The following is an 18,853-nucleotide window of genomic DNA, read 5'->3' as shown; positions in this document are numbered from 1 at the left end:
TTGATAAGAGAATTTTTCACTTTTTTGCAATTTACTATTGCAAGGTGGAAAATCATTCAATAAAATGCGCCCCACTTGTGCCGACTTAGCTCAGTAGGTAGAGCAACTGACTTGTAATCAGTAGGTCACCAGTTCGATTCCGGTAGTCGGCACCACTTTCTCCCCTCTATTTATAGAGAGCGAGAGAAAGATCAAAATTTGGAGGGGTTCCCGAGTGGCCAAAGGGAGCAGACTGTAAATCTGCAGGCACTGCCTTCGATGGTTCGAATCCGTCTCCCTCCACCATATTCTAAAGGTTAAATAGCTCAAAAGAGTTACGTGTTGCGTGCATCGTATAATGGCTATTACCTCAGCCTTCCAAGCTGATGATGCGGGTTCGATTCCCGCTGCACGCTCCAACTCATTTTTGTGTGCTGATATAGCTCAGTCGGTAGAGCGCACCCTTGGTAAGGGTGAGGTCCCCAGTTCGACTCTGGGTATTAGCACCAGTCTAAAGCTTCTTCTCCTTTTAATAAAAAACCATTTTTTTGGTTGCGTGGTCTTATTTTAAGCCACCTAATCCGTACCTAGAGGGACACCCCATGTCTAAAGAAAAATTTGAACGTACGAAACCGCACGTAAACGTTGGTACTATCGGCCACGTTGACCACGGTAAAACAACTCTAACTGCTGCTATCTGTACTACACTTGCAAAAGTGTACGGCGGTGTTGCTAAAGATTTCGCATCTATCGATAACGCTCCAGAAGAGCGCGAGCGCGGTATCACAATCGCAACTTCTCACGTTGAGTACGATACTCCTGAACGTCACTACGCACACGTAGACTGTCCTGGACACGCCGATTATGTTAAAAACATGATCACTGGTGCTGCTCAAATGGACGGCGGTATCCTAGTTGTTGCTGCTACAGATGGCCCTATGCCACAAACTCGTGAGCACATCCTACTTGGTCGTCAAGTTGGTATCCCTTACATCATCGTATTCATGAACAAATGTGACATGGTTGATGACGAAGAACTACTTGAGCTAGTAGAAATGGAAGTTCGTGAACTTCTTTCTGAGTACGAGTACCCAGGAGACGACCTTCCAGTAATTCAAGGTTCTGCACTTGGCGCTCTAAACGGCGAAAAGCAGTGGGAAGACAAGATCGTTGAGCTTGCAGAAGCACTAGATTCTTACATTCCACTTCCAGAGCGTGCTGTTGACCTACCGTTCCTACTTCCTATTGAAGATGTATTCTCAATCCAAGGTCGTGGTACTGTTGTTACTGGTCGTATCGAGCGCGGTATCCTACGTGTAGGTGACGAAGTAGAAATCGTTGGTATCAAAGAGACTACTCTTACTACTTGTACTGGTGTTGAAATGTTCCGTAAACTGCTTGACGAAGGTCGTGCAGGTGAGAACGTTGGTGCACTTCTACGTGGTACTAAGCGTGATGACGTTGAACGTGGCCAAGTACTTTCTGCTAAAGGTTCAATCAACCCACACACTAAGTTTGAGTCTGAAGTATACGTACTTTCTAAAGACGAAGGCGGCCGTCACACTCCTTTCTTCAAGGGTTACCGTCCACAGTTCTACTTCCGTACAACTGACGTAACAGGCGATATCACTCTACCAGAAGGCGTAGAAATGGTAATGCCAGGTGACAACGTTCAAATGACTGTTGAGCTAATCGCTCCAATCGCAATGGACGAAGGTCTACGTTTCGCAATCCGCGAAGGTGGCCGTACAGTTGGTGCTGGTGTTGTAGCTAAAATCTTTGCATAAGATTTGACGAACCACTAGTAAAAAGGGCATCATTTGATGCCCTTTTTCTGCGCTGAAAAAAGAGTTGGGTGTTTTGACATCAATTTTAGCTCTTAGCAAAGAATTAAACGGTCTTTTTGACTAAAATGACTGTTAGATGTGTTGTTTTGCAACGCAAAGGAATGTGCCCTGCAACAGCGGGGTTATTGTCGTCTATATTTAAGACTTATCACAGGTTGGTTTTATGAAAGCAAACGCTGAAACTCCTGATAGCTCAGGTGCAGCAGATACAATGAAGTGGGTAGTCGCTTTTGTACTGTTGGCTGCTGCTGTTGTGGGTAATTACCTGTATGGTGAATTGTCTGTTGTAATTCGCGCTGCAGGTGTAGTTGTGCTGATTGCTGCCGCACTAGGCGTTGCAGCAACAACAACTAAAGGTAAAGCTGCGATCGATTTTGCAAAAGAATCTCGTATGGAGATTCGTAAAGTTGTTTGGCCTACTCGCCAAGAAACTATGCAAACTACATTGATCGTTTTAGCTGTATGTATTGTTATGTCTCTAGTGCTTTGGGGAATTGACGGCATTATGGTCCGTTTAGTTTCTCTAGCGACTGGGGTGTAGAGGGTTCTGATTCATGAGTGAAGCTCCAAAAAAACGTTGGTATGTAGTTCAAGCCTTTTCTGGCTATGAAGGTCGTGTATCTCAATCGTTACGCGAACATATTAAAATGCACGACATGGAAGAATTCTTTGGTGACGTTTTAGTACCTACTGAAGAAGTAGTGGAAATGCGTGCAGGTCAACGCCGTAAAAGCGAACGTAAGTTCTTCCCTGGCTACGTATTAGTGCAAATGATCATGAATGATGAATCATGGCACTTAGTACGCAGCATTCCTCGTGTTATGGGCTTCATTGGTGGTACCTCTGATCGTCCTGCACCAATCACTGACAAAGAAGCTGATGCTATCTTGAACCGTCTAGAGAAAGCGAGCGAGTCTCCACGTCCTAAGACAATGTTCGAAGCGGGTGAAGTGGTTCGTGTGAACGATGGTCCATTTGCTGACTTTAACGGTACTGTTGAAGAAGTGGATTACGAGAAGAGCCGCATTAAGGTATCTGTATCGATCTTTGGTCGTGCAACACCTGTTGAGCTTGAATTCGGTCAGGTTGAAAAACTAGACTAAGACTCGGTTAGTTTGAGTAAGCTGTTGATAACTATTTAACAAGCTGTTCAAAATGAAAGAGTATAAAAAATCACCTTTTTAGGGTTGTTAAAGGCGCGAATTATGATTATAATTTCGCGCCTTTTTACTTCTTAGGAAGTGAAAAGTAATTTATGAAATTAAGGGGAGCTCGCCTAAAGGCTAGCGCATGTACCCAAATATTTAGGAAATATCATGGCTAAGAAAGTTGAAGCTTATATCAAACTGCAAGTTGCAGCTGGTATGGCAAACCCAAGTCCACCGGTTGGTCCTGCTCTAGGTCAACACGGCGTGAACATCATGGAATTCTGTAAAGCGTTCAACGCAAAAACAGAATCTGTTGAGAAAGGTCTACCTACTCCAGTAGTTATTACTGTATACAACGACCGTTCTTTCACGTTCGTAACTAAGACTCCACCTGCTGCTGTTCTTCTTAAGAAAGCTGCTGGCGTTAAGTCTGGTTCTGGTCGTCCAAACACTGAAAAAGTGGGCACAGTAACTGACGCTCAAGTACAGGAAATCGCAGAAACTAAAGCTGCTGATATGACTGGTGCTGACATCGAAGCAATGAAGCGTTCTATTGCTGGTACTGCTCGTTCAATGGGCCTAGTGGTAGAGGGATAAGATCATGGCAAAACTTACTAAGCGTATGCGCGTAATCCGCGACAAAGTTGAAGTAACTAAAGAATACGAAATCAACGAAGCTATTGCTCTTCTTAAAGAACTAGCAACTGCTAAATTCGTTGAGTCTGTAGATGTTGCTGTTAACCTAGGCATCGATGCTCGTAAATCTGACCAAAACGTACGTGGCGCAACTGTGCTACCTCACGGTACTGGCCGTGAAATCCGCGTTGCTGTGTTCACTCAAGGTGCAAACGCAGAAGCAGCTAAAGAAGCTGGCGCAGATATCGTTGGTATGGAAGATCTTGCTGAGCAAGTGAAAAAAGGCGTAATGGACTTTGACGTTGTTGTTGCTTCTCCAGATGCAATGCGCGTTGTTGGTCAACTAGGTACAATCCTAGGTCCACGCGGCCTAATGCCAAACCCTAAAGTTGGTACTGTAACTCCTAACGTTGCTGAAGCAGTTAAAAATGCTAAAGCTGGTCAGGTTCGTTACCGTAACGACAAGAACGGCATCATCCACACTACTATCGGTAAAGCAACTTTCGAAGCTAACCAGCTTCAAGAGAACCTAGAAGCACTTCTAGTTGCTCTTAAGAAAGCTAAGCCTTCTTCAGCGAAAGGTACTTTCCTGAAGAAAGTAAGCATCTCTACTACGATGGGTGCTGGTGTTGCTGTTGATCAAGCTAGTCTTGACACACAAGCAAACTAATTTGCTTAGGCGCAGATTTAGTGTATACTTCTGCGCCTAATATTTGTGGTTGGGTGATTTTTGAAGCAATTCATAGTCGTCTATCCCAAGACCGTAGGCGCTGTCGATTTTCTTTAGATTATTGATGGCTTAATAAAACCTACGTAGGCGATGTTGTGGTTTGAAGTGAATTTATTCATTTTTAAATAACATCGTAAACGCTCAATACATTTTGTATTGAGTGCTGTAATCACAACCAGAGGTTAATCCAAATGGCTTTAAATCTTCAAGACAAAAAAGCAATTGTTGCTGAAGTCAACGAAGCTGCCAGTGGTGCACTTTCTGCAGTTGTAGCTGATTCTCGTGGCGTTGAAGTTGGCGCAATGACTTCTCTACGTAAACAAGCTCGCGAAGCGGGTGTTTACATGAAAGTTGTTCGTAACACACTAGCACGCCGTGCGGTTCAGGGTACAGACTACGAGTGTCTAGTAGACACTTTCACTGGTCCAACTCTGATCGCATTCTCTAATGAGCACCCTGGTGCTGCTGCGCGTCTTTTCAAAGACTTCGCTAAAGAGAATAAAGATTTCGAGATCAAAGCTGCTGCATTTGAAGGCGCAGTTACTGATGCTGAAGTACTAGCGACACTACCAACTTACGACGAAGCTATCGCACGCCTAATGATGTGCATGAAAGAAGCTTCTGCTGGCAAGCTGGTTCGTACTATCGCTGCTGTTCGCGACCAAAAAGAAGAAGCTGCGGCATAAGCCTTGCTTTTCACTGGTTGCTATTTAAACTTATTGTTGACTTAAAAGAGAATTGTTATGTCTATTACTAACGAGCAAATCCTAGACGCAGTTGCAGAAATGTCTGTAATGCAAGTTGTTGAGCTTATCGAAGCTATGGAAGAAAAATTCGGTGTTACTGCTGCTGCTGCAGTTGTAGCTGGTGGTGCTTCTGCTGAAGCTGCTGCTGAGCAAACTGAATTCGACGTTATCCTTACTGGCGCTGGCGCAAACAAAGTACAAGTTATCAAAGCTGTACGTGGCGCAACTGGCCTAGGTCTTAAAGAAGCTAAAGGTCTTGTAGACTCAGCTCCTGCAGCGCTTAAAGAAGGCGTTGACAAAGCTGAAGCTGAAGCTCTTAAAGCACAGCTAGAAGAAGTTGGCGCTTCTGTTGAAATCAAGTAATTATTACTTAATTTCCTAGCCGCAAGGCTATTGGCTGGTGGTTTATTAACCACCGGCCTTTTTGCGCTGTAGGGCTATGATGAATTTCCCGCTGTTTAAGCGTCATAGTCTGAGCAAAAAAACGGTTATTTCTTCGAAATAATTGTTAACCACAATAAACAGCTGTTAGTCACTGTCCCACTCTAATGAGCGTTTGGACAGTTTGGGTCACTTATCAGCGAGCTGAGGAACCCCATGGTTTACTCTTATACCGAGAAAAAGCGCATCCGTAAGGATTTTGGTACTCGTCCACAAGTTTTGGACATTCCATACCTGTTATCGATCCAGCTTGATTCTTTCGATAAATTCATCGAACAGGATCCAGAAGGTCAATACGGTCTTGAGGCTGCTTTTCGTTCTGTATTTCCAATTCAGAGCTACAACGGCAATTCTGAGCTGCAATACGTTAGCTACCGTCTTGGTGAGCCAGTATTTGATGTTAAAGAATGTCAAATTCGTGGTGTAACTTACTCAAAGCCACTACGCGTTAAACTGCGTCTAGTTATCTTTGATAGAGATGCGCCTGCAGGTACTGTAAAAGACATTAAAGAACAAGAAGTCTACATGGGCGAAATTCCGCTTATGACAGACAATGGTACTTTCGTAATTAATGGTACCGAGAGGGTTATCGTATCCCAGCTGCACCGAAGCCCAGGCGTGTTCTTCGACAGTGATAAGGGTAAGACCCACTCATCTGGTAAAGTTCTTTATAACGCACGTGTAATTCCTTACCGTGGCTCATGGTTAGACTTTGAGTTCGATCCTAAGGATAACTTATTCGTACGTATCGACCGTCGTCGTAAGCTACCAGCATCGATTATCCTTCGTGCACTTGGTAAATCGACAGAAGAGATCCTAGATCTGTTCTTCGACAAAGTGAACTTCGAAGTGAAAGACCAAACTCTACTTATGGAGTTGGTTCCTGATCGTCTACGTGGTGAAACTGCGTCATTCGACATCGAATCAAATGGTAAGACTTACGTTGAGACTGGTCGTCGTGTAACTGCTCGCCATATCCGTCAGCTTGAAAAAGATGGCGTTGAGCACATCGAAGTACCTGTAGAGTACATCGTTGAAAAGATTGCTGCGAAAGATTACATCAACGAAGCAACTGGCGAGATCATCGTTGGCGCGAACCAAGAGATCAGCCTAGAGGCACTTGCTAACTTATCTCAAGCAGGTCACAAATCTCTAGAAACTCTGTTCACGAATGACCTAGACCATGGTCCATTCATGTCAGACACTCTACGTGCAGATAGCACAGTAGATCGCATCTCTGCATTGGTAGAAATCTACCGCATGATGCGTCCTGGCGAGCCACCAACAAAAGAAGCTGCAGAATCATTATTCGAAAGCCTATTCTTCTCTGAAGATCGTTACGACCTATCAACTGTAGGCCGTATGAAATTCAACAGCTCTATCGAGCGTGAAGAAGAAGAAGAGCGCGGTACTCTGGATGAATCAGACATCATTGAAGTGATGAAGAAACTGATTGGCATCCGTAACGGTAAAGGCGAAGTGGACGATATCGACCACCTTGGCAACCGTCGTATCCGTTCTGTAGGTGAAATGGCAGAAAACCAATTCCGTGTTGGTCTAGTTCGTGTAGAACGTGCCGTTAAAGAACGTCTAAGCCTTGGTGACCTTGATGCAATCATGCCTCAAGACCTTATCAACGCTAAGCCGATCTCTGCTGCAGTTAAAGAATTCTTTGGCTCTTCACAGCTTTCACAGTTTATGGACCAAAACAACCCATTGTCAGAAGTTACGCACAAACGTCGTATCTCTGCTTTAGGTCCAGGCGGTCTAACTCGTGAACGCGCAGGCTTTGAAGTACGTGACGTTCACGTAACTCACTACGGTCGTCTATGTCCGATCGAAACGCCTGAAGGTCCAAACATCGGTCTGATTAACTCGCTATCTGCGTTTGCGCGTTGTAACGATTACGGTTTCCTAGAAACTCCGTACCGTCGCGTTGTAGATGGTGTAGTAACAGAAGAAGTTGATTACCTGTCTGCAATCCAGGAAGGTCAATTCGTTATCGCACAGGCAAACACGGTTCTTACTGAAGAAGCGACGTTTGCTGATGAGCTAATCACTGCTCGTCAAAAAGGTGAATCTGGTCTTCACCCACGCGATCACGTTGACTACATGGACGTTGCGACAAACCAAGTAGTATCTATCGCTGCTTCGCTTATCCCGTTCCTAGAACACGATGATGCGAACCGTGCATTGATGGGTGCGAACATGCAACGTCAAGCTGTACCAACACTGAGAGCTGATAAGCCTCTAGTAGGTACTGGTATTGAACGTAACATCGCAGTTGACTCTGGTGTTACAGCGGTTGCTAAACGTGGTGGTCAAGTTCAGTCTGTTGACGCTTCTCGTATCGTAGTTAAGGTTAACGAAGATGAATTGGTACCTGGCGAAGCTGGTATCGATATCTACAACCTAACTAAGTACACGCGTTCGAACCAAAACACATGTATTAACCAACGTCCAACTGTCCTTCCTGGTGAACCAGTTGCACGCGGCGATGTTCTAGCTGACGGTCCTTCAACTGACCTTGGTGAACTTGCTCTTGGCCAAAACATGCGTATCGCGTTCATGCCTTGGAATGGTTACAACTTCGAAGACTCGATCTTAGTATCTGAGCGCGTAGTTCAAGAAGACCGTTTCACGACAATCCACATCCAAGAACTATCTTGTGTGGCTCGTGATACTAAACTGGGCTCTGAAGAGATCACAGCTGATATTCCAAACGTAGGTGAGTCTGCTCTGTCTAAACTAGACGAGTCAGGTATCGTTTACATTGGTGCTGAAGTTAAGGGTGGCGACATCCTAGTTGGTAAAGTGACACCTAAAGGTGAAACTCAACTGACTCCTGAAGAGAAGCTACTACGTGCTATCTTCGGTGAGAAAGCATCTGATGTTAAAGATACTTCTCTACGTGTACCAAACTCTGTTTCGGGTACTATCATCGATGTACAAGTCTTCACTCGCGATGGCGTAGAGAAAGACAAACGTGCACTTGAAATCGAACAGATGCAGCTTAAAGAAGCTAAGAAAGACCTTACTGAAGAGTTCCAAATTCTTGAGGGTGGCCTTCTTAACCGCGTTAAAGCTGTACTTCTGTCTGGTGGTTACTCTGAAGCTAAGCTTGATACGATCGGTCGTAAGCAATGGCTAGAGCAAGTTCTAGAAGACGATGCGCTACAAACACAGCTTGAGCAACTTGCTGAGCAGTGGGATGAGCTAAAAGCAGACTTCGATAAGAAGTTTGAAACTAAGCGTCGTAAAATCACTCAAGGTGATGATCTAGCGCCTGGCGTTCTTAAGATTGTTAAAGTTTACCTAGCGGTTAAACGTCGTATCCAGCCTGGCGATAAGATGGCGGGTCGTCACGGTAACAAAGGTGTAATCTCTAAGATTAACCCTGTTGAAGACATGCCATACGATGAAAAAGGTCAGCCTGTAGACATCGTACTTAACCCACTGGGTGTACCATCGCGTATGAACATCGGTCAAATCCTAGAAGTACACTTAGGTTTGGCTGCTAAAGGTATCGGTGACAAGATCAACCAAATGGTTAAGGAACAACAAGAACTGCATAAGTTCCGTGAGTTCCTACAGAAGGTTTATGATCTTGGTGATACTCGTCAGAAAGTTGATATTGCGGAACTGTCTGATGATCAAGTTCGTACACTGATCAAGAACCTACGTGGCGGTCTACCGATTGCTACTCCTGTGTTCGACGGTGCGTCAGAAGCGTTAATCAAAGAACTACTTAAACTGGGTGATCTGCCAGAATCTGGTCAGCTTAAACTGTTTGATGGTCGTACTGGTGATTCGTTTGAGCGTCCTGTAACTGTTGGTTACATGTACATGCTGAAACTGAACCACTTGGTTGATGACAAGATGCATGCTCGTTCAACTGGTTCTTACAGCCTAGTAACTCAGCAACCACTTGGTGGTAAAGCTCAGTTCGGTGGTCAGCGTTTCGGTGAGATGGAAGTATGGGCACTAGAAGCATACGGTGCTGCATATACTCTACAAGAAATGCTAACAGTTAAGTCAGATGACGTTAACGGCCGTACTAAGATGTATAAGAACATCGTAGATGGTAACCATAGCATGGAACCTGGCATGCCAGAGTCGTTCAACGTACTGTTGAAAGAGATTCGCTCGCTAGGTATCAACATCGAGCTAGAAGACGAAGAGTAATCCCTCTTTTTTAAAAGAAGATTGGATTACTTGGTAAAGGGGGCTCACTTTAGTCGGTGAGCTCCTTTAACTCCTTACAGGAGCTGAACGTGAAAGACTTATTAAACTTTCTAAAAGCACAGCATAAGACCGAAGAATTTGATGCAATCAAAATCGGTCTATCTTCACCAGACACGATCCGTTCGTGGTCTTTTGGTGAAGTTAAAAAGCCAGAAACAATCAACTATCGTACGTTCAAACCTGAACGTGATGGTCTGTTCTGTGCTCGTATTTTTGGTCCAGTTAAAGATTACGAATGTCTTTGTGGCAAATACAAGCGCCTGAAGCACCGTGGTGTTATCTGTGAGAAGTGTGGCGTTGAAGTTACACAGACTAAAGTTCGTCGTGACCGTATGGGCCACATCGAGCTAGCTTCACCAGTTGCTCACATCTGGTTCCTAAAATCACTGCCGTCTCGTATCGGTCTACTAATGGATATCCCTCTGCGTGATATCGAACGTGTTCTTTACTTCGAAATGTACGTAGTAACTGAACCGGGTATGACTGACCTAGAAAAATCTCAGATGCTTACTGAAGAAGAGTATCTGGATCGTCTAGAAGAGTGGGGTGACGAATTCACTGCTAAGATGGGTGCTGAAGCGATCAAAGATCTGCTTTCAACAATGGACCTTCATCAAGAAGTGGAAGAAATGCGCGAAGAGTTAGAAACAACTAACTCAGAAACTAAGCGTAAGAAAGTTACTAAGCGTTTGAAGCTAGTTGAAGCATTCATCTCTTCAGGCAACAAGCCTGAGTGGATGATCTTAACTGTACTTCCAGTGCTACCGCCAGATCTACGTCCTCTAGTTCCACTAGATGGCGGTCGTTTTGCGACTTCAGATCTGAACGACCTTTACCGTCGTGTGATCAACCGTAACAACCGTTTGAAGCGTCTTCTAGAGCTAGCTGCTCCGGACATCATCGTACGTAACGAAAAGCGTATGCTGCAAGAGTCTGTTGATGCACTTCTAGATAACGGTCGTCGCGGTCGTGCGATCACTGGCTCTAACAAGCGTCCTCTGAAATCTCTTGCTGATATGATCAAGGGTAAACAAGGTCGTTTCCGTCAGAACCTTCTAGGTAAACGTGTAGACTACTCTGGCCGTTCTGTAATCACAGTTGGTCCATACCTTCGTCTACACCAGTGTGGTCTTCCTAAGAAGATGGCACTTGAGCTATTTAAACCATTCATCTACAGCAAGTTAGAAACTCGTGGCATGGCTACGACAATCAAAGCTGCTAAGAAAATGGTAGAGCGCGAAGAAGCGATCGTTTGGGATATCCTAGACGAAGTTATCCGCGAACACCCAGTACTGCTTAACCGTGCACCTACACTTCACCGTCTAGGTATCCAAGCGTTTGAACCAGTACTAATCGAAGGTAAAGCGATTCAGCTTCACCCACTAGTGTGTGCGGCATACAACGCCGACTTCGATGGTGACCAAATGGCTGTACACGTGCCTCTAACTTTAGAAGCACAGCTAGAAGCTCGTACCCTAATGATGTCGACGAATAACATTCTGTCGCCAGCATCAGGTGATCCGATCATCGTTCCGTCTCAGGATGTTGTATTGGGTCTTTACTACATGACACGTGACAAGATCAACGTGAAAGGTGAAGGTATGTACCTTGCTGGCCCTGAAGAGGCTGAAAAGGCATACCGTACTAAGACTGCTGAGCTACACGCTCGCGTTAAAGTACGTATCACTGAAACTGTAGTAGACGAAGACGGCAACAGCACAACGAACACTGGCCTAGTTGATACGACTGTAGGTCGTGCAATGCTTTGGCAGATCGTTCCTAGAGGCCTTCCGTACAGCATCGTTAACCAAAAGTTAGGTAAGAAGCAGATCTCTACTCTTCTTAACGAGTGTTACCGTAAGCTTGGTCTAAAAGACACAGTAGTCTTTGCTGACCAAATTATGTACGCAGGTTTTGCATACGCAGCACTTTCAGGTGTTTCTGTTGGTATCGACGATATGGTTGTTCCAGCGGCTAAGTACACTGAAATTTCTGATGCAGAAGAAGAAGTTCGCGAAATCCAAGAGCAATTCCAATCTGGTCTTGTTACTGCGGGTGAGCGTTACAACAAAGTTATCGATATCTGGGCGTCTACGAACGACCGTGTTGCGAAAGCAATGATGGATAACCTTTCTTCTGAAACAGTTATTAACCGTGATGGCGAAGAAGAACAGCAAGAATCGTTCAACAGCATCTACATGATGGCCGATTCAGGCGCACGTGGTTCTGCAGCTCAGATTCGTCAGCTAGCAGGTATGCGTGGTCTGATGGCGCGTCCAGATGGTTCTATCATCGAAACGCCGATCACTGCGAACTTTAAAGAAGGTCTAAACGTCCTTCAGTACTTTATCTCAACGCACGGTGCTCGTAAGGGTCTTGCGGATACAGCACTGAAAACAGCTAACTCGGGTTACCTAACTCGTCGTCTAGTAGACGTAGCACAAGACGTTGTAGTACACGAACATGACTGTGGCACGCATGAAGGTATCGACATGATGCCTCACATCGAAGGTGGTGACGTTAAAGTTGCACTTTCTGAGCTTGCTCTTGGTCGTGTAGTTGCTGAAGATGTTCTTAAGCCTGGTACTGAAGATGTACTGATTCCACGTAATACTCTGATTGATGAGAAGTGGTGTCAAATCATGGAAGACAACTCTGTAGATAGCATGAAAGTGCGCTCAGTTGTTACCTGTGATGCAGACTTCGGTTGTTGTGCACAGTGTTACGGTCGTGACCTAGCACGTGGCCACCTAGTGAACCAAGGTGAAGCAGTTGGTGTTATCGCTGCACAATCTATCGGTGAACCGGGTACACAGCTTACAATGCGTACGTTCCACATCGGTGGTGCGGCATCTACTGCAGCAGCAGAGAACAGCATCCAAGCTAAGACAACTGGTACTGTGAAACTTCACAATGCTAAGTTTGTAGTTAACAAAGATAAGAAACTGGTTATCACTTCTCGTGCATCTGAGATGACGATTATTGATGAATTCGGCCGTACGAAAGAGAAGCACAAACTTCCTTACGGTTCGATGCTAACCAAAGGCGACAACGCAGCAGTTACTGCTGGTGAAGTTGTAGCTAACTGGGAAGCGCATACCATGCCAATCATCACTGAAGTGGCAGGTCGTATCCAATTCGTAGATATGATCGATGGTATTACAGTTTCTCGTCAAACTGACGATCTAACTGGTCTTTCTTCAAGTGAAGTAACAGACGCAGCAGCTCGCCCAGCAGCAGGTAAAGATATGCGTCCAGCTATCAAACTTGTTGATGAGCAAGGTAACGACGTAATGATCCCTGGTACTGATATGCCAGCTCACTACTTCCTACCTGGCAAAGCGATTGTAAACATCGAAGATGGCGCTGAAGTTGGCATTGGTGACACACTATCTCGTATCCCTCAAAAGTCGAGCGGAAACAAAGATATCACCGGTGGTCTACCACGCGTAGCTGACCTATTCGAAGCTCGTAAGCCTAAAGAGCCTGCGATCCTTGCTGAGCACACAGGTACTGTGTCTTTCGGTAAAGAAACGAAAGGTAAGCGTCGTCTAGTAATCACTCGTGAAGGCGGTGACGCTTACGAAGAGATGATTCCTAAGCACCGTCAATTGAACGTGTTCGAAGGTGAGAAGATTGAACGTGGTGATGTAATCGCCGACGGTCCTGAAACTCCACACGACATCCTGCGTCTACGTGGTATCCACGCAGTAACTCAGTACATCGCGAACGAAGTTCAAGAAGTTTACCGCTTACAAGGCGTAAAGATTAACGATAAGCACATCGAGACTATCGTTCGTCAAATGCTACGTAAGTGTACAATCACTCATTCTGGTGACTCTCCGTTCCTACCTGGCGAACAAGTTGAGTACCACAATGTTAAGATTGCTAACCGTAAGCTAGAAGCTGAAGGTAAAGAACTAGTACGTTTCGAACGTGACCTACTAGGTATTACTAAAGCATCTCTTGCAACTGAGTCATTCATCTCAGCTGCATCGTTCCAAGAAACGACTCGCGTACTAACAGAAGCTGCGGTTTCTGGTAAGCGTGATGACCTTCGCGGTCTGAAAGAGAACGTAATTGTTGGTCGTCTGATCCCAGCTGGTACTGGTTTCGCATACCACCAAGAGCGTCAAAAGCAACGTGAAGAAGAGCAAGAAGGTCCTTCAGCTGAACAAGCTACTGACAATCTAGCAGCACTTCTAAACGCTGGTTTCTCTTCAGAAGAGTAAGCTCTACGAGTAGTCTCTAAGAGATAAGAAAAAAGGCACCTTCGGGTGCCTTTTTTGTATCTGTCGTTTGGCTTAAATCGGATTAATCTTGCAGAGGGCTAATTCGTATCTTTGGTACAAGTTTCAAGTGAGCTATGTGTTTCATTTCTAGAGTAGCGTTACTGTCTCTACGGAGCTATATAGAGAATCGTAAGCTAGATGTGTAGGTTGCTGATATGCGGGAATGTGCGCGGATAGATAGCAATAGTAGAGTATCAATGGGTTGCAGGTTATCAAACGCTAGGCTTCTAGAGGTAGATGATGTTCATGATTCATAGACAAAACAAAAAGCTTGCACAGAGGCAAGCTTACAAGATAGTTAGCCAACTATGCTCCTGGCGGAACCGCTAGGCTATCGGCAATTTGCTGTATCAGTTGATCTTCAACCTCAAACCTCGCCTCAATAATCTCACCAATCAAAGATAAATCACTGTCAAAGCTCTCTAATGCATCGCTGGCTTTGATGGCGGCGTACTTATCGGTAAAGTTAAGTAGTGGCTCTGTGGTAAGGACGATATGACCATAAGATTGGTTAATTTCGTCTGTTGCTTTGAAGCCTGTAGACTGCCACTTGTCCATCACCATGTCATAGATTTTGAAATGACCTTCGGAGATGTAATCAACAAGATGTTGGCTGAATTTTTGGAGCGCTTCTGGAGAAGGCAGTTCGGTAATTGCCGTTGCTTTCGACGATGAAGGCTGTAGAGCGGCAAGCTTACAATACTCAACGATTAGAGACTGTCGAGTTTCGAGCCAATGATCGATGACCTCATTAGAGCCACCCCATTGTTCTTGTATTTGTTTGAATTTATTTAGCATGACCATGTCCTCATGATCTGATCACAACCTTGTGATCATGGTAATTGCCTAAGCAAGGTCCGTTTATTGGTAACTACTAAAAGTAATAGCTTGAAATATTCTCTGCTACAACTCTAGTATGAAATTAGATTGCCAGTAAAATGAACGAACTGCAAGCAATGAGGCATAGGGATGTTAAAAAAAAGTGATACAAAAATGACAGAGCAAGCTTACTGGTGCGTCGTTTCTGGTAGTGATATTTGGGTTAATAATGATCAGTTTCCTTATGGCTCGGCTGATGAGTTAGGGCTCAGTGTTGAACACGCTATCTGTATTGGCCAGCATCAAGGACGTCAGGTCTATTGGCTCAACGATTGCGATGTCGAGAGTGAACTGACCATGGTCAACCTACGTGAGTTATTGCACTGGTCTGAATCGAGCTTTCTTATGGCAAGTAAGGCTATCCAGTACGGGCACATGACTCAAAGTATGCGTTTTTGTCCACAGTGCGGCGGTCGTAATCATTTGAATCACAATCAGGTTGCGATGCAGTGTGGTGACTGTCGAACTCTTCATTACCCTCGTATCTTCCCGTGCATCATTGTCGCTGTGCGAAACGACAACAAGATATTGCTTGCGCAGCACCCAAGGCATAAAACAGGCATGTATACCGTGATAGCGGGCTTTCTAGAGGTTGGAGAAACCTTAGAACAGTGTGTGGCGCGAGAAGTCAAAGAAGAAACGGGTATCGATGTGAGTAATATTCGCTACTTTGGTAGCCAGCCATGGGCGTTTCCATCGAGTATGATGATGGCCTTTCTCGCTGACTATGCTTGTGGAACGCTCAAACCAGATTACAGTGAACTGTCGGATGCCCAATGGTTTGATGTAACAAGCTTGCCGGATGTTGCTCCAGTTGGAACCATTGCGAGACAATTGATTGAGAAAACAGTCGATGACGTGATGAAAGATACAGTGACGGAGCAGGCGCTCGAGCACTAATTGGCCTGTGATAGTATTTGGCCTATGGGTGGTCAAAAGCTAAAAAAAACCCTCCACAAGTGGAGGGGGTAAGTAAGATGTCGTTATGAGATGCTGAGTAGTGACTACTCAGATGTTATAATTGTAATTTTCGCTAGCGAACAAATTTTTAACATGCGCCTGCAATTGGGTGCAAATTAAGCATTGATTTAAAAGTTAATAACTTGATCTAGGTTGCAAAGCACACAGCTTTTACCCCTCAATCAGTGTTAGAATACTTGCCATCAAAACTAGACAAGATTGAATTGGAATTGAACGGAATGACCGAATTAAAAAATGATCGCTATTTACGCGCACTTTTAAAGCAGCCTGTTGATTGCACTCCAGTATGGATGATGCGCCAAGCGGGTCGCTATCTTCCTGAATACAAAGCAACGCGTGCAGAAGCAGGCGACTTCATGTCTTTGTGCAAGAACGCGGAACTAGCATCAGAAGTAACACTTCAGCCTTTGCGTCGTTTCCCTCTTGATGCGGCAATCTTGTTCTCTGACATCCTAACTATCCCAGATGCGATGGGTTTAGGTTTGTACTTCGAAACAGGTGAAGGCCCTAAATTTGAGCGTCCGATTACTTGTAAAGCTGACGTAGAGAAAATTGGCCTACCTGATCCAGAAGGTGAGCTTCAATACGTAATGAATGCTGTTCGTCAGATCCGTAAAGATCTGAAAGGCGAAGTACCACTGATTGGTTTCTCTGGTAGCCCTTGGACACTGGCGACTTACATGGTTGAAGGCAGCAGCTCGAAGGCGTTTACTAAAATCAAGAAGATGATGTATGCAGAACCACAAACGCTGCACTTACTTCTAGATAAGCTTGCTGACACTGTTATTGAATACCTGAACGCGCAAATTAAAGCGGGTGCTCAATCGGTAATGGTATTCGACACATGGGGTGGTGTACTTACTCCGCGTGACTACAACCTGTTCTCACTGCAGTACATGCACAAAATTGTCGATGGCCTAATCCGTGAAAACGAAGGTCGCCGTGTACCGGTTACTCTGTTCACTAAGAACGGTGGCATGTGGCTAGAATCTATCGCAGCGACTGGCTGTGATGCAGTTGGCCTAGACTGGACAATCAATATTGCTGATGCAAAAGCACGTATTGGCGATAAAGTGGCTCTACAAGGCAACATGGATCCATCAGTACTTTACGCACAACCTGAGCGTATTCGTGAAGAAGTCGGCACTATCCTTGAGGGTTTTGGTGACGGCGGTACTGGCCACGTATTTAACCTTGGCCATGGTATTCACTTAGATGTGCCACCAGAAAATGCTGGTGTATTTGTGGACGCAGTTCACGACCTATCTAAGCCATACCACAAGTAATTCAGTATGTGTTTTTAGAAAAAGCGCTGTCGAGAAATCGGCAGCGCTTTTTTATTATCTTTTTATCCGCACCCAATATCGGCTTAATCATCGTTGATGTGCAGCTAATTAGGTATTTGGATCATGGTAGGCCAAATGCTCTGATACGTGCTTCCTGATATAGGGAATAACTTCACTTTCGAACCATGGGTTTTTCTTGATCCAGATATTATTACGTGGTGAAGGGTGGGGAAGTGGCAAAAATTCTGGAGCCCAAGCCTGCCAGTTACGCACCGTTTCAGTGAGTGTGCTGGTGGCTTTATCTTTTAGATAATAGTTTTGCGCATACTGACCAATCAGCAAGGTCATTTGGATGTTGGGCAGTGATTGCAGCACTTTTTGGTGCCATAGCGCAGCGCACTCCTTTCGAGGCGGTAGATCGCCACTTTTTCCCTTTCCTGGATAGCAAAAGCCCATCGGGACAATCGCGACTTTTTGTTCGTCATAAAACGTATCGCTATCCATTCCTAGCCATTCTCTTAATCGCTCGCCACTGGCATCATTCCAAGGGATAGATGATTGATGAACCTTGATACCGGGCGCTTGCCCTATGATTAACAAGCGCGCGTTTGGGTGTGCCTGAATTACTGGATTTGCACCGTGTGATAAATGAGGCTCACAAGCGGTGCATTGTCGTATCTCGGTGAGCAGTGACGAGAACATCAGTAGCCTTTATCAAAATCAATGGTGTGATTAAGTGTAAAACCATCTCGCCATTGTTGGTAATTATTGGCGAAGATCTCCACGACCTGTCTTGGCTCACTTAGAGCCGCAATGTGTGGTGTGATGGTGACTTGCGGTAATTTCCAAAACGGGTGTTCTTGTGTGAGAGGCTCGCATTCAAATACATCCAAGAAAGCGTGTTCAACCCATTTGTTCTTAATCGCAAGCAGTAACGCTTTATTGTCTACGCTTTCCCCGCGACCCACATTAAACAGCAATACGTTAGAGCAGTAGCTTAAGGCGGTTTGATTCAGTAGTTGGTAGGTCTCATCCGTTGATGGCAGTGTGTTCACCACAATATCCGCTTGTTTGAGGGCGGCTTCTAATTCATTAATGTGGAAAGTATCTTTGAAGGTTTCTTGCTTTGATGGGATACCTGTCCGGTTGACCCCAATGGTATGGATACCAAACGCAGAAGCGGCTTTCGCCAAATGGCTGCCAATTGAACCTGTTCCCAAAATCACCATGGTTTTGTCGGTTAGGCTGGTATAAAGCTGTGGCTGCCAGTTTCGCTGTTGTTGTTGCTGGTGGTAATGAGTGAAGTGTCTAAAGTGGCTGATTGTGTAACCCAATACGTACTCGGCAATGGCAGGGCCGAAGATGCCTTTGACGTTGGTCAACGTGTAGTCCTGACGCAAATTCGGTTGGGTTAATTTGTTGATCCCTGCATAGGTACTTTGCACCCAATCCAGATGCTTAAACTCATCAAGACGTCCTGCTATGAGGGGAGGAGAGGCCAAGACGATCTCCGCTAACTCTGGGTTTGTGGTGATTTCTAGGTCAGGTAAATCTCGGTTTACAATCAGTTGCGTGTAAGTATCGTCATGCTCGGTAAGAATATAGAGCTTATTCGTAAAATTGTTCATCGGCTTACCTTTTCC

At 45.0% G+C, this 18,853-nt stretch carries 14 protein-coding genes and 4 tRNA genes; 15 read left to right on the top strand and 3 right to left on the bottom strand.

Features of this window, described 5'->3' with window-relative positions; translation table 11 throughout:
• Positions 1-79: 79 nt before the first annotated feature.
• The 13 genes from AC3CKG_RS15510 (at position 80) to rpoC (ending at position 14,004) form a co-directional block, all read left to right on the top strand.
• Positions 80-155, top strand: a tRNA-Thr gene (locus AC3CKG_RS15510).
• A 45-nt stretch (positions 156-200) separates the two neighbouring features.
• Positions 201-285 (top strand) — tRNA-Tyr (locus AC3CKG_RS15505).
• A gap of 38 nt (positions 286-323) precedes the next feature.
• Positions 324-398: transfer RNA gene (locus tag AC3CKG_RS15500), tRNA-Gly, on the top strand.
• 14 nt (positions 399-412) lie between these two features.
• Positions 413-488, top strand: a tRNA-Thr gene (locus AC3CKG_RS15495).
• Positions 489-581: 93 nt separating this feature from the next.
• The gene (tuf, locus tag AC3CKG_RS15490; RefSeq protein WP_012604914.1) at positions 582-1,766 is read left to right on the top strand and encodes an elongation factor Tu; all 1,185 of its coding nucleotides are present in this window, start codon (positions 582-584) and stop codon (positions 1,764-1,766) included.
• A 223-nt stretch (positions 1,767-1,989) separates the two neighbouring features.
• Entirely contained in the window at positions 1,990-2,367 is a 378-nt protein-coding gene (secE, locus tag AC3CKG_RS15485) for a preprotein translocase subunit SecE (protein ID WP_017096511.1), read from the top strand.
• A 13-nt stretch (positions 2,368-2,380) separates the two neighbouring features.
• Positions 2,381-2,929: a transcription termination/antitermination protein NusG gene (nusG, locus tag AC3CKG_RS15480; protein WP_012605006.1), complete on the top strand. Its 549-nt coding sequence runs from the start codon at positions 2,381-2,383 to the stop codon at positions 2,927-2,929.
• A 213-nt stretch (positions 2,930-3,142) separates the two neighbouring features.
• Positions 3,143-3,571, top strand: coding sequence for a 50S ribosomal protein L11 (gene rplK / locus AC3CKG_RS15475; RefSeq protein ID WP_010435555.1), 429 nt, complete (start codon positions 3,143-3,145; stop codon positions 3,569-3,571).
• A gap of 4 nt (positions 3,572-3,575) precedes the next feature.
• Positions 3,576-4,280, top strand: coding sequence for a 50S ribosomal protein L1 (gene rplA / locus AC3CKG_RS15470; protein WP_017104577.1), 705 nt, complete (start codon positions 3,576-3,578; stop codon positions 4,278-4,280).
• A gap of 251 nt (positions 4,281-4,531) precedes the next feature.
• Complete coding sequence (rplJ, locus tag AC3CKG_RS15465; RefSeq protein ID WP_010435550.1) at positions 4,532-5,026, top strand: 50S ribosomal protein L10; 495 nt, start codon at positions 4,532-4,534, stop codon at positions 5,024-5,026.
• Positions 5,027-5,083: 57 nt separating this feature from the next.
• Positions 5,084-5,449, top strand: a complete 366-nt coding sequence (gene rplL / locus AC3CKG_RS15460) for a 50S ribosomal protein L7/L12 (RefSeq protein WP_004729770.1) — start codon at positions 5,084-5,086, stop codon at positions 5,447-5,449.
• Between the two features lie 234 nt (positions 5,450-5,683).
• Positions 5,684-9,712, top strand: coding sequence for a DNA-directed RNA polymerase subunit beta (gene rpoB, locus AC3CKG_RS15455; RefSeq protein ID WP_017104578.1), 4,029 nt, complete (start codon positions 5,684-5,686; stop codon positions 9,710-9,712).
• Positions 9,713-9,801: 89 nt separating this feature from the next.
• Positions 9,802-14,004, top strand: a complete 4,203-nt coding sequence (gene rpoC, locus AC3CKG_RS15450; protein ID WP_029223217.1) for a DNA-directed RNA polymerase subunit beta' — start codon at positions 9,802-9,804, stop codon at positions 14,002-14,004.
• 366 nt (positions 14,005-14,370) lie between these two features.
• Here rpoC and AC3CKG_RS15445 read toward each other — a convergent pair whose 3' ends face one another.
• Entirely contained in the window at positions 14,371-14,868 is a 498-nt protein-coding gene (locus AC3CKG_RS15445; protein WP_017104580.1) for an Rsd/AlgQ family anti-sigma factor, read from the bottom strand.
• Positions 14,869-15,033: 165 nt separating this feature from the next.
• Here AC3CKG_RS15445 and nudC point away from each other — a divergent pair, with 165 nt between their 5' ends.
• The gene (nudC, locus tag AC3CKG_RS15440) at positions 15,034-15,843 is read left to right on the top strand and encodes an NAD(+) diphosphatase (RefSeq protein WP_488528552.1); all 810 of its coding nucleotides are present in this window, start codon (positions 15,034-15,036) and stop codon (positions 15,841-15,843) included.
• Between the two features lie 299 nt (positions 15,844-16,142).
• Positions 16,143-17,210: a uroporphyrinogen decarboxylase gene (hemE, locus tag AC3CKG_RS15435; protein ID WP_029223216.1), complete on the top strand. Its 1,068-nt coding sequence runs from the start codon at positions 16,143-16,145 to the stop codon at positions 17,208-17,210.
• Positions 17,211-17,318: 108 nt separating this feature from the next.
• Here hemE and AC3CKG_RS15430 read toward each other — a convergent pair whose 3' ends face one another.
• Positions 17,319-17,912: a uracil-DNA glycosylase family protein gene (locus tag AC3CKG_RS15430; RefSeq protein WP_488528551.1), complete on the bottom strand. Its 594-nt coding sequence runs from the start codon at positions 17,910-17,912 to the stop codon at positions 17,319-17,321.
• Positions 17,912-18,838: a D-2-hydroxyacid dehydrogenase gene (locus AC3CKG_RS15425; RefSeq protein ID WP_488528550.1), complete on the bottom strand. Its 927-nt coding sequence runs from the start codon at positions 18,836-18,838 to the stop codon at positions 17,912-17,914. The genes AC3CKG_RS15430 and AC3CKG_RS15425 overlap by 1 nt, the downstream gene beginning before the upstream one ends.
• Positions 18,839-18,853: the final 15 nt, after the last annotated feature.

The sequence above is a fragment of the Vibrio sp. QJM3NY_15 genome (genome assembly GCF_057785995.1).
The sequence above is the reverse complement of the archived record's forward strand: the minus strand, read 5'-3'. Positions and strand labels throughout refer to the sequence as shown.

Bases quoted from the DNA above. Each gene is read 5' to 3' on its own strand.
- tuf (WP_012604914.1), top strand. From the start codon at position 582: ATGTCTAAAGAAAAATTTGAACGTACGAAACCGCACGTAAACGTTGGT.
- secE (WP_017096511.1), top strand. From the start codon at position 1,990: ATGAAAGCAAACGCTGAAACTCCTGATAGCTCAGGTGCAGCAGATACA.
- nusG (WP_012605006.1), top strand. From the start codon at position 2,381: ATGAGTGAAGCTCCAAAAAAACGTTGGTATGTAGTTCAAGCCTTTTCT.
- rplK (WP_010435555.1), top strand. From the start codon at position 3,143: ATGGCTAAGAAAGTTGAAGCTTATATCAAACTGCAAGTTGCAGCTGGT.
- rplA (WP_017104577.1), top strand. From the start codon at position 3,576: ATGGCAAAACTTACTAAGCGTATGCGCGTAATCCGCGACAAAGTTGAA.
- rplJ (WP_010435550.1), top strand. From the start codon at position 4,532: ATGGCTTTAAATCTTCAAGACAAAAAAGCAATTGTTGCTGAAGTCAAC.
- rplL (WP_004729770.1), top strand. From the start codon at position 5,084: ATGTCTATTACTAACGAGCAAATCCTAGACGCAGTTGCAGAAATGTCT.
- rpoB (WP_017104578.1), top strand. From the start codon at position 5,684: ATGGTTTACTCTTATACCGAGAAAAAGCGCATCCGTAAGGATTTTGGT.
- AC3CKG_RS15445 (WP_017104580.1), bottom strand. From the start codon at position 14,868: ATGGTCATGCTAAATAAATTCAAACAAATACAAGAACAATGGGGTGGC.
- nudC (WP_488528552.1), top strand. From the start codon at position 15,034: ATGTTAAAAAAAAGTGATACAAAAATGACAGAGCAAGCTTACTGGTGC.
- hemE (WP_029223216.1), top strand. From the start codon at position 16,143: ATGACCGAATTAAAAAATGATCGCTATTTACGCGCACTTTTAAAGCAG.
- AC3CKG_RS15430 (WP_488528551.1), bottom strand. From the start codon at position 17,912: ATGTTCTCGTCACTGCTCACCGAGATACGACAATGCACCGCTTGTGAG.
- AC3CKG_RS15425 (WP_488528550.1), bottom strand. From the start codon at position 18,838: ATGAACAATTTTACGAATAAGCTCTATATTCTTACCGAGCATGACGAT.